The organism is Paraburkholderia nodosa DSM 21604 (assembly GCF_000519185.1).
In the GTDB taxonomy this organism is placed as follows: Bacteria; Pseudomonadota; Gammaproteobacteria; order Burkholderiales; family Burkholderiaceae; genus Paraburkholderia; species Paraburkholderia nodosa.
Genome location: NZ_JAFA01000016.1, coordinates 165,414 through 176,532 on the forward strand (window position 1 = coordinate 165,414; position 11,119 = coordinate 176,532).

11 protein-coding genes are annotated in these 11,119 nt (G+C 66.0%); 4 read left to right on the plus strand and 7 right to left on the minus strand.

Going from position 1 to position 11,119, the window contains the following annotated elements:
- Window positions 1-47: 47 nt before the first annotated feature.
- Window positions 48-638: a hypothetical protein gene (locus A3CW_RS0123665; RefSeq protein ID WP_028205783.1), complete on the plus strand. Its 591-nt coding sequence runs from the start codon at window positions 48-50 to the stop codon at window positions 636-638.
- Window positions 639-791: 153 nt separating this feature from the next.
- On the opposite strand, the gene otsA is transcribed toward A3CW_RS0123665, so the two are convergent.
- The 5 genes from otsA to A3CW_RS47350 form a co-directional block, all read right to left on the minus strand.
- A complete protein-coding gene (gene otsA / locus A3CW_RS47340; protein WP_081771777.1) occupies window positions 792-2,264 on the minus strand; it encodes an alpha,alpha-trehalose-phosphate synthase (UDP-forming) in 1,473 nt (490 codons plus the stop codon).
- A gap of 223 nt (window positions 2,265-2,487) precedes the next feature.
- Window positions 2,488-2,709, minus strand: coding sequence for a hypothetical protein (locus A3CW_RS0123675; RefSeq protein WP_028205784.1), 222 nt, complete (start codon window positions 2,707-2,709; stop codon window positions 2,488-2,490).
- Window positions 2,710-2,872: 163 nt separating this feature from the next.
- Window positions 2,873-3,094 (minus strand): hypothetical protein, encoded by a 222-nt coding sequence (locus tag A3CW_RS53385; protein ID WP_035513709.1) that lies wholly within the window; start codon window positions 3,092-3,094, stop codon window positions 2,873-2,875.
- A gap of 91 nt (window positions 3,095-3,185) precedes the next feature.
- A complete protein-coding gene (locus tag A3CW_RS0123685; RefSeq protein ID WP_028205785.1) occupies window positions 3,186-4,571 on the minus strand; it encodes a sigma-54-dependent transcriptional regulator in 1,386 nt (461 codons plus the stop codon).
- A 307-nt stretch (window positions 4,572-4,878) separates the two neighbouring features.
- Window positions 4,879-5,196, minus strand: a complete 318-nt coding sequence (locus A3CW_RS47350; protein ID WP_035513711.1) for a hypothetical protein — start codon at window positions 5,194-5,196, stop codon at window positions 4,879-4,881.
- A 388-nt stretch (window positions 5,197-5,584) separates the two neighbouring features.
- Here A3CW_RS47350 and A3CW_RS0123695 point away from each other — a divergent pair, with 388 nt between their 5' ends.
- The 3 genes from A3CW_RS0123695 to A3CW_RS0123705 all read left to right on the plus strand — a co-directional run bounded on the left by A3CW_RS0123695 (window position 5,585) and on the right by A3CW_RS0123705 (window position 8,084).
- Window positions 5,585-6,667, plus strand: a complete 1,083-nt coding sequence (locus tag A3CW_RS0123695) for a sigma-54 interaction domain-containing protein (RefSeq protein WP_028205786.1) — start codon at window positions 5,585-5,587, stop codon at window positions 6,665-6,667.
- A 341-nt stretch (window positions 6,668-7,008) separates the two neighbouring features.
- Window positions 7,009-7,521, plus strand: a complete 513-nt coding sequence (locus A3CW_RS0123700) for a hypothetical protein (RefSeq protein WP_028205787.1) — start codon at window positions 7,009-7,011, stop codon at window positions 7,519-7,521.
- Between the two features lie 5 nt (window positions 7,522-7,526).
- Entirely contained in the window at window positions 7,527-8,084 is a 558-nt protein-coding gene (locus A3CW_RS0123705) for a hypothetical protein (protein WP_051481663.1), read from the plus strand.
- 85 nt (window positions 8,085-8,169) lie between these two features.
- Here A3CW_RS0123705 and A3CW_RS0123710 read toward each other — a convergent pair whose 3' ends face one another.
- Window positions 8,170-9,519: an ABC transporter ATP-binding protein gene (locus A3CW_RS0123710; RefSeq protein ID WP_028205789.1), complete on the minus strand. Its 1,350-nt coding sequence runs from the start codon at window positions 9,517-9,519 to the stop codon at window positions 8,170-8,172.
- Between the two features lie 40 nt (window positions 9,520-9,559).
- Window positions 9,560-11,119: ABC transporter permease (locus A3CW_RS0123715; RefSeq protein ID WP_028205790.1), on the minus strand; the 1,560-nt coding region annotated here is incomplete at its 5' end.

The window sequence follows — 11,119 nt, forward strand, 5'->3', positions numbered from 1 at the left end:
CCGCGCCCGGCGAGTCAACCTGCCAAATCTGGCAAAGGGGGCTTCCCATGTCACTGATCGTTGCTGGTCGGTTCACGACCTTTCCCGCCGCCGAAGCCGCCGCCGAAAAGCTGTATGCGGGCGGCTTCCTCGAAGAAGACGTCAACCTGTTCTTCGTCAATCCGCGCGGCCAGCATGCGCGCCATGGCGTCCAGGGGACGACCATGGGCGCGCCGCCCACGGTCGCCGCCGTGCACCCGCATCACACCCGCAATATCACCGCAGGCGCCGTGGCGGGCGCCGTGGCGGGCGTGGTGATTTTCAGCGCGTTCTCGGCGGCGCTGCCTTCGGTCGTGATCGCGGCCGGCGTGGGCGCCTGGATCGGGGCGCGCATCGGCGCGAGCGTGGGGGCGAAAGCCGCTGCGCAGCAAATGTCGGCCCACCACGAGAGGGTGCATCGCGAGACGCGCAGCGACGGCGTGCTGCTCTCGGTGCACGTCTGCTACGAGAACCAGGATCTCGCCGCGCAGTTGCTGCGCGACGGTGGTGCAGCCGATATCGAGTGCGCGTCGGGCCAATGGCACGACGGACACTGGGCCGATTTCGATCCGACCCGGCCGCCGATGCCGTTCGCCGCGCCGAGCGGCCAGCGGATCTGAGCGCGCGCCGCGCCGCGTATCGCCGCGTGCCGAACACGCGGACGCAAAAAAACGCGGCGGCCCGAAGGCCGCCGCGTGGATCCATTTGCGTCGAGAGAACGCTAGACGGCCAGGGACGGCACGCACGCCGCCTCGCCTCTCACCGATGCCTCGCTACGCGCGCGCGGCACCCTGCGCCTGTTCGGGCGCGGGCGTCGGCATCGAAGCTTTCCCCGCCGGCGCGGCGTTGCGAGCCCTGGCCGTGACCGAAGCCGCCGTCGCGACGCTGCGCAGGTCGGCGAGGAACGTATCGCGCCACACCGAAAGATTGTTCTCGCGCAGCGACACCATCATGTCGTTGTAGCGCGAGACGCGCTCGGCGTGCGGCATGGAGAGCGCGCGCTCCAGGGCCTCGGCCGTCTGGTTCAGGTCGTAGGGATTCACGATCAGCGCACCGGGCATTTGCTCCGCCGCGCCCGCGAACTGCGAAAGCACCAGTACGCCGGGATCGTCGGGATTCTGCGAAGCCACGTATTCCTTCGCCACGAGGTTCATGCCGTCGCGCAGCGGCGCCACGTAACCCACCTGCGCCTCGCGGAATAGCGCCATCAGCAGGTTGCGCTCGTACTTGCGGTTCAGGTACTGGATCGGTGTCCAGTCGAGCTGCGCGAAACGGCCGTTGATGCGGCCCGCCTCGCCTTCGAGATTGCGGCGAATCGTCTGGTAGGTCTGCACGTCGGAGCGCGTCGGCGGCGCGATCTGCAGGAGCGAGACACGGCCATGCCAGCCCGGCCCGTTCTGCAGCAGGCGCTCGAACGCCTGGAAGCGCTCGGCGAGCCCCTTCGAATAATCGAGCCGGTCCACGCTCATGATCAGCTTGCGTCCGCGCATGGCGTCGCGCAGGCTGCGCACGGCCTTGCGGTCGGAGAACTGCGACGAGGCCTTGGCAATGGCCTCCGGATAGATGCCGATGGGGTACGCCCCGACCTTCAGGAAGCGGTCCCACGCGTGGACCATGCCGTCGTCGCTCGCCGTGCCATGGCCGCCGCGCTCGACGTAGTCGAGAAACGCCTGGCGATCAGCGCCGGTCTGGAAGCCGACCACGTCGTAGTGGCACATGAACTTCATGAGTTCTTCGTGCGGCGGCACCGAGCGCATGACTTCGGGCACCGGCAGCGGAATGTGCAGGAAGAAGCCGATCGGGTTCTTCACCCCGAGATCGCGCAGGCAGCGCGCGAACGGAATCAGGTGATAGTCGTGCACCCAGATGATGTCGTCGGGCTCGATGAGCGGCTGCAGCTGGCGCGCGAGCGACACGTTCACGCGCAGGTAGCCGCCGTACTCCTGGCGCTCGTAGCGCGCGAGGTCGTTGCGGTAGTGGAACGTCGGCCAGAGCGTCGTATTCGAGAAGCCCTTGTAGTACTGGTCATAGTCACGCCGGGTGAGACCCACTGTCGCGTAGGTGACGCTGCCCTGCTGCTCGATGACCGGTGCGCACGGCTCTGCGACGGTCTCGCCGCTCCACCCGAACCACACACCGCCGGTTTCCTTGAGCGCGTCCAATACGCCGACTGCGAGTCCGCCCGCTGCGGGACGGCCCTCCTGGGTCGGCGCAACGCGATTCGATACCACGATCAGTCTGCCCATTGCGGCTCTACCTCCTGTTTCGTTGGGTCCGAAGACGATGCTTCAGGTACGTATGCAAGACGCGTGCCGGTTCGGCAGGGTCTGGAGCAAAAATCATTTCTCACAACCGACGGCGCGAGCAAATTCCGCGCGGCAAGCACGCAAGTGCGGAATACCCCGGTGATCTGTCAGGCCAGGAAACCGGCCTGCACACAGCGCGCGGCGAACTGCGGTTCGAAGCGGATCAGGCGTCCTGTTCCGAGCCGAGATCGCGCTGGTACTCGATGCCCTCAGCCCGCGCCCCGCCTTGGTTGTGCTCGCCGTCGGGCGGCACGCCAGGCGCCGCGCGATTCTGGCCTGCGGGGTCCGGCGCGTCCGACTGTTGCGGACTGCTTTTCTCTTGCGAATCGCGCGGGCCACGCTTGCCCGTGTAACGTGCGGAGCGGCGCAAGGCAGGATGTCTCATGTCGATGCCTCCAGCGGCAAGGCGGCCACGCGGCCGTGGCGCTTTTTTATAGTCTAGGGTTCGCCGCGTGAATTCGCCGGTAAAAATGGTGGAGCCTTTGTAACTAGTACATAAAAACCGTCAGCGTCAGCTGATGGCTTCGGCGGCCCGTGCGAGCAGAAGCTCACGTGGCGGGCAATGCGCCACGCGAACGATGAAATCGAGAGGAGACCGAAGGGTCGAATGGATACGCCGTATGCGGCACTTCACCCGGTTGCGCCGGTGGATCGCCGATGGGCGGCACGTCGGGCTCGCCGGGCTGATCCGGCGGTGGTTCGTCGGGCTGCGGGGTATGCGCGAGCCAGGGCTTCACGCGGACGGCATCACTGGTTTTGCAGCTCGGCATCTTTCGCTCCTCATCATGGACGCGAAACTCACACTGCAAGCGTCGTACCGCCCGCGCGAACGCGCCATGCAGACGCGCTCGCGGATGCTGCTCAGACGCCGGCTACGCGCGCGGGCGCGTCGCCCTTGCCGGCGCTTTCGTTGCCGTACTCCACAAGACGGTTATAGAGCGTCTTGAGGCTGATGCCGAGGATTTCCGCCGCCCGCGTCTTCACGCCGCCGCATTGCTCGAGCGTCGCGAGAATGAGCTGGCGATCGGCGTCGGCGAGCGAGGTGCCGAACGGGATCGTCACCGCCGTGCCGGCAATCGGCTTCGAGAGCGAGATCTGCAGCGGCACCGTCGCCGTGAAATCGCCGTCATTGCCCGACATGATGTGCGCGCGCTGCACGTAGTTTTTCAGTTCGCGCACGTTGCCGGGCCACGGGTAGGCCGCCAGCATGTCGCGCACCGCCGCGGGAAACTGCTTTTTCGTGCCGTGACGCTCGTTCAGTTCGTCGAGGAACGCCTGGGCGAGCAGATCGACGTCCTTGCCGCGCTCGCGCAGCGGCGGCAGGCTGATCGGAAACACGTTCAGGCGGTGATAAAGGTCCAGACGCAGCTTGCCTTCGGCGACGGCCTGCTCCGGGTCGCGGTTGGTCGCCGCGATCAGGCGCACGTCGGTCTCGATTTCCTTGGTCGTGCCCACGCGCATGAACATGCCGGTCTCGAGCACGCGCAGCAGCTTCACCTGCAGCTCGATCGGCATTTCGGTGATTTCGTCGAGGAACAGCGTGCCGCCGTTGGCGCGCTCGAAATAGCCCTTGTGCTGCCGGTCGGCGCCCGTAAACGAGCCGCGCTCGTGACCGAACATCTCGGATTCGATCAGATTCGGCGAGATCGCCCCGCAGTTCACCGCGAGGAATTCGTGCTTGCGGCGCAGGCTCAGCTGGTGGATGGTCTGCGCGGCCACTTCCTTGCCGGTGCCCGATTCGCCCACCAGCATCACCGAGGCGGGCGTAGGCGCGACCCGGCTGATCTGGTCGTAGACCTCCTGCATGGTCGGCGAATTGCCGAGCATCAGGCCGAAGCGCCCCATGCGGCGCAACTCGCCGCGCAGCGTGCCGATTTCGGCCTTGAGGTCGCCCGCGCGCGGCAGGCGGTTCAGGATCGCCTTCACGCGCTGGAGGTTGATCGGCTTGACCAGGTAATCGATCGCGCCGGACTTGAGCGCATCGACGGCCGTCTCGACCGTCGCGTGCCCGGTGATGACCACGAGTTCCACGCCCGAGCGCGGGTCGAGATCCTCGAAAAGGTCGGTGCCACTGCCGTCGGGCAGCTTCAGGTCGGTGAAGACCACGTCCGGCGTCTGCCGCACGAGCTGGATGCGCGCCTCGCGCAGGTCGCCTGCCTGCGCGGTGGTGAGCCCGTCTTCGCTCACCACGGCCGCCAGCGCCTCGCGGGTTTCCGCATCGTCATCGACAATCAATACATGTGGCATCGCGTCTCGTCAGCCTTGATAGGTGAATGGCTCCAAAGCGCGAGCGCCGCGCCCTTCGCAAGCGCGCCGGACAACGTTGCCCGGCACCGCGGAAGTCGCGACGCACGTGATTGCGCTGCAGTGGAGTACGAAACGGTCGGACGCACGCCCAAGACGGCAAAACCCTCAATATGCGCGGTTTTGCTACATCCAAGCAACAATACCGTCAACCGCGGGCCGTCCGAACCTCGATTGTTGTTGATATCACTATTATAGACTTATTCGAGACTAGCGGGCACGGCTCTCGCGTGGCCCGCGCCCCGCCCGCCTAGCTATGCGGAAACGGCCACGGCATGCCAGCCGAACCATTCGCGCCGTTCACACCATTCGTCATCCGGCCCTTCCTGCCATGTCCCGGTGAGTCCGAGGCGCCCCCGGCCATGGCCATTTCCGGGCCCAGTCCGTCGCTGCCCGTGGTATCGGCAAGCGAGCCACCTTCGCCTTCCCAGCGGCTCAGGTCGCGATAAAAAGTTTGCCGTTGCATGCGGTGACGCTGCGAGAAACGCCAGGCCAGCATGCCCGCCATGGCGCCAAGCGCGCCGACGGTCACCAGGGTTCCTACCAAACCGCTGCGGTTCTTCGACATGTCGCTCTCTCCCAGTTACGCCTCGTCAAAGACGGAAGACGCGAGTTGACTCGAATGACATCGCCCGGGGCGTGGCCGATGCGCCGCCCCTGTCAATGCAGACGGCGCCGGGCGCTTCAAGTTCCGCAGCACGATGCGTGCCACACTCGCGCGAGGTGTGCCTGGACAGGTCCATTGCCCTGTCAGGCGCGGCAGTGGTTAAATGCTTACGCGAGAACGAGATGCCACCTCGAAGACGCAAACCTCGCGGCCGTCGGAGCGGCAAGTTCCGCACCTGTCCTGGACGGCCAGCCCCGGATCGCAGGGCCTGTTCGCCGATGCGCGCAGAAGCATGCCGATGCGTGCAGAAGTGAACGCCCCCCACTACCTTTGCAGGACGAACATCCCTATGGCGTCAATCGAGCCGGGCTCGCCCGCCGCCACCAAACGCAACAGCGAAAACAACGGAAATACCGCAGCGGACGCGGATGCGCGCGTCGCGGGACTGCAGTCGTACGGTCTGCTGTACGGCTCGTCGGCCGTCATGCTGGATCTTTATGCGCAGATCGAGCGCGTGGCCGTGACCGAGGCTACGGCGCTCATCGTCGGCGAATCGGGCACGGGCAAGGAGCTGATCGCCCGCACGATCCACGCGCACAGCGAACGCCGCGACGGTCCGTTCATCGCGGTCAACTGCGGTGCGATTCCCGACGAGCTGATCGAGGCCGAGTTGTTCGGTCACGAAAAAGGCAGCTTCACGGGCGCCGTGCAGGCGCGCGACGGCCATTTCGAGCACGCGCGCGGCGGCACGCTGTTCCTCGACGAAATCACCGAGATGTCGCTGCTGCATCAGGTGAAGCTGCTACGCGCGCTCGAAACCGGCGAGTACTTTCCGGTAGGCGGCAACGAGGCGATTCGCGGCGACGTGCGCATCATCGCCGCCACCAACCGCGACCCCGTGACGGCCGTGAAGGAAAACTGCCTGCGCGAGGACCTGATGTACCGGCTCGCGGTGTTTCCGCTGCGCGCACCGCCGCTGCGCGAACGTGAGCGCGACCGCGAACTGCTCGCGCAGCATTTCCTGACCGAACTGAACGATCAGGAAGGCTCGCAAAAGACGTTCAGCAAGCGCGCGCTCGAAACCGTGCGCAACTGGTCGTGGCCCGGCAACGTGCGCGAACTGAAAAACGCCGTGTACCGCGCGTTCATCCTCGCAGAAAAGGTCGTGGAGATCGCGCATCCGCAGCTGGTGCCGCGCGTGAAGAAGCCCGTGACCCAGGGCGACGCCATGAGCGTCTGGATCGGCACACCGCTCGCCGATGCGCAGAAGCAGATCATTCTCGGCACCCTCAAGTATTGCGGCGGCGACAAGCGTCTCGCGGCGCGCACGCTCGGCGTGAGCCTCAAGACGCTCTACAACCGGCTCGGGAGCTACGGCGCCGACGATGGCGAAAGCGAAGCGCCCACCGACCCGGACTCGAACGAAGCCTGATTCCCTTCCCCCGCCTGATTGCGGCACGCTCGTTGCGCGGCGAGGCGGAAGCGGCACGGCAGGCCGATCAAAGATCGCCCTGCCGTGCACGCCCTTTTGCAATTTCTTGCACTTTACCTATCCCCGTAAGCAATTCCGTGCTGCACAATCCGCAGCACGTTAAGTAAGCAAAACATGCTGGATAGCCGCGCAATGCGGCGCCATCCGGCTAGCGGCAGGGAATCATCATGCAAGAACGAAGTGCACGGGCGCGCGTTGCGCCATCGGTGTCAGCGGCGGTCATGGAAACGATTGCCGGCGGGCCCCCGCTCCCTTGCGCTCATCCTCGCTGGCGACGCGTCATGTCGCTCACGCTGCTCGCCACGGTGGCGAGCCTCGCGTGCTCGGCCTGCAGCTCGCTCTACTCCGAAGGCGCACAAACGGGCGCCGGTATCGCCGGCGCGGCGGTCGCCTCGAAAGTCACGAGCAACGCCGCCGTGGCGACCGGCATTGGCCTCGGCGCCGTGGCCGCGGCGAAGGCCGGCGTGCAGTACTCCGAGCGCGTCGTTCACACCAACACCCAGAACAGCATCGCCCGCGTGGCGGGCCCGCTCGAAGTCGGCGCGGTCGCGCCATGGTCGATCACGCACTCGCTCCCGATCGAGGACGACGAGCACGGCCGCGTCACGGTGAGCCGCACGATCAGCAGCGGTGCGCTCGACTGCAAGGAGATCGTGTTCTCCGTCGATCACGAGGCCACGAAGGACAAGGCCGCCTCGAGCGCCTTCTTCGTCGCTTCGGTGTGCCGCGACGGCGACAACTGGAAGTGGGCCTCGGCCGAACCTGCCACCGCGCGTTGGGGTGCGCTGCAATGAACGGCATGAACGCGCGCGCGAAGCGCGTACGGCACGTTGCAACGGATGCGTCGACGGCTCGCCCCGTGAAGCTCATCGCGCTGGCCGCGCTCTGCGCGGGCATCGCGCTCGCGGCGAGCGGCTGCTCGTCGATCGGCGCGGCGAGCGGCGCCGCTGCGGCGGCGGCCACCGGCATCGTCACGGCGAATCCTGCCGTGGGCATCGGCGTGGGCATTGCCGTGCAGGCGGCCACCGACGAAGCCGTCGGCCGCTTCATGAAGAGCATGCACGCGGACCAGCAGGCGCTGATCGCCAGGACGGCCGGGCGCCTGCCCGTGGGCGGCATGGACATCTGGCGCATCAAGCACGAGTTGCCCGTTGAGAACGGCCACGGCCAGGTGCGCGTGACGCGCGCGTTCGCCAACGCCCTCACGCTCTGCAAGGACTTCGTGTTCTCGGTGCAGGACGGCGAGAAAGCCGACGCGCCCGAGCAGTGGTTCACCGCGAGCGCCTGTCAGGACCAGTCGGGCTGGAAGTGGGCCACGGCCGAGCCTGCGGTGGAGCGCTGGGGCACGCTGCAATAGCGCGCCTTATCCGCAAACGAAAAACGGTCGCCGGGTGAACTCACCCCCGCGACCGTTTTTTTATGCCTGGTGAACCGCGCGCCGCTCAGGACTCCACGTCTTCGAGACTGAAGATTTCCGACTGGTCGTTATACGAGAAGATCTCGCCATAACGGCCCCAGTCGATCACGGTGTCGAGCGTTTCTTCCGCCGCGCCGTCGGAGAGAAAGTCCTCCAGTTCCTGCTCGAAACGCACGCGCGGCGCGCGATGGCCCGGGCGCTCGTTGAGCACCTTCTTGATCCGCGCCGCGAGCGGCACGTGGCGCAGCAGATGTTCGGCGAACATCATCTTGCGCTCCTGCGTGCCGAACTCCGCGAACACGCGCGCGGGCGGCGTGAGGAGCACATCGCCTTCGCGCACGTCGGCGAAACCGAGGTTCTGCAGCACTTCGGCGATCGGGAACAGGTCGTCCACTTCCAGATGCAGCGAGCGCGCGATTTCCGGCATGTCGGCGCGGCCGTGATACGGCGCCATCGCGAGCGTTTCGATCAGACCGGCCATCAGGTTGGTCGACACGCGCGGCAGCCAGCTGCCGAGTTCCAGCCCCTTCTTGGTGGTTTCGTCGGTCTGGCGCGCGGTCATCTTCGCGTAGATGTCGTCCACGAGCTTGCGGAACACCGGGTCGAGACGGTTGCGCGGATGCTTGAACGGCACCTTGATCTCGGCCACCACGCGGCCCGGATTCGACGAGAGCACGAGAATGCGGTCGCACATGAACACCGCTTCCTCGATGTTGTGCGTGACGATCAGAATCGACTTGATCGGCAAGCGGCCTTGCGTCCACAGGTCGAGCAGATCGGTACGCAGCGTTTCGGCGGTCAGCACGTCGAGCGCCGAGAACGGCTCGTCCATCAGCATGAGATTGGGATCGACCACGAGCGCACGCGCGAAACCGACGCGTTGGCGCATGCCGCCGGAAAGCTCACGCGGATACGCGTTTTCGAAGCCGTCCAGACCGATCAGGTCGATGGCCGCCAGCGCCCGTTCGCGCCGCTCGCGTGCGCCCACACCCTGGGCTTCAAGCCCAGCTTCCACGTTCTGCAGCACGGTGAGCCACGGGAACAGCGCGAAGGTCTGGAACACCATCGCCACACCTTCGGCCGGCCCTTCGAGCGGCTTGCCGCGCCAGGTGACGTCGCCCGACGTGGGCGAGATCAGGCCCGCGATGATGCGCAGCAGCGTGGACTTGCCCGAGCCCGAACGGCCCAGCAGCCCGACGATCTCGCCTTCTCGCAGCTGGAGGTTGGCGTCGTCGAGCACGAGCAGCTCGCCCTGGGACTTGTTGAAGCCCCGGCACACGTCCTTCACGTTCAGAATTTCTTCGCCGAGGCGCGGCGGGTTCGGGGCCGTCTGCACATCGCCGTGCGCGGCGCTCAGCGTCTTGGGATTTTGCATCGCGTTACCTTCGATCATTCGTTGTTCGATCAGTCGTCGATCAGTCGAGCCGCAGACGGGACTCGGCATACGTGTACAGCGGGCGCCACAGGAGGCGGTTGAACAGCGTGACGAAGAGCGACATCACGGCAATGCCGAGAATGATCTTCGGGTAGTCGCCGGCCGCCGTCGTTTGCGCGATGTAGGCGCCCAGGCCGTGCGCGACGACTTTCGTGTCGCCCCACTGCACGAACTCCGCGACGATACTCGCGTTCCACGCGCCGCCCGAGGCCGTGATGGCGCCGGTCACGTAATACGGGAAAATGCCCGGCAGCATAGCCTGACGCCACCACTGCCAGCCACGAATACGGAAGTTCTTCGCTGCTTCCTTGTAGTCGTTCGGATAGGCGGTGGCCCCTGCAATCACGTTGAACAGGATATACCACTGGGTGCCGAGGACGATCAGCGGCGACAGCCAGATGTCAGGGTTCAGGTGAAAGCGCACGATCACGATAACGAACACCGGGAACAGCAGGTTCGCCGGGAACGCCGCGAGGAACTGCGCGAGCGGCTGCACCTTCTCGGCGAGCGCCGGGCGCAGGCCGATCAGCACGCCGAGCGGCACCCAGATCACCGAAGCGATGGCGATCAGCAGCAGCACGCGAAGGAGCGTGATGAAGCCGAGACCGAGCACGTGCCACACTTCGTCGAGCGTCACGCCAGTGCGCACGAAGGCCACCACGCGCCACACCACGAACACGGTCAACGCGATCACGAGCACCGCCCACACGGCGTCGCCGATGCGTGCACGCCAGCCGGAGCGGCCGCGCGCCACGGGCGCCGCGAACGTCACGTTCGGAAACGACGGCAGCTGGATCGGCATGCGCGCAGCCTTGGCGAAGAGCCAGCCGAGCGGCACGAGCAGTTGATGAATGAGATGGGTGCGCCGAATCAGGTCGAGCAGCCACGACTCAGGTGCTTCCCCCGAGCTCGTGGTTTCCATGCGGAACTTGTCGGCCCACGCCACGAGCGGGCGGAACAGGAACTGGTCGTAGGCGAGAATCACCACGATCATCGCGAGGATCACCCAGCCCACGGCGTGCAGGTTCTTTTCCGCGATCGCCTGGGCCAGATACGCGCCAACGCCGGGCAGCGTAATCGTGTTGTTGCCCACCGTGATCGCTTCGGAGGCCACTACGAAGAACCAGCCGCCCGACATCGACATCATCATGTTCCAGATGAGGCCTGGCATCGAGAACGGCACCTCGAGCTTCCAGAAGCGCTGCCATGCGGTCAGGTGGAACCCGCGCGAGACTTCATCCAGATCGCGCGGCACCGTGCGCAGCGACTGGTAGAAGCTGAAGGTCATGTTCCAGGCCTGGCTCGTGAAGATCGCGAAGATCGCCGCGAGCTCGGCCCCCAGCACGCGCGAAGGAAANAGCGCGAGAAAGAACGTGACCGTGAACGAGATATAGCCGAGCACCGGCACCGACTGCAGGATGTCGAGAATCGGCACGAGCANCTGGCCCGCGCGGCGGCTCTTCGCCGCGAGCGTGCCGTACACGAGCGTGAAGATCAGCGAAGCGACCATCGCCGCGAGCATGCGCAGCGTGGTGCGCAT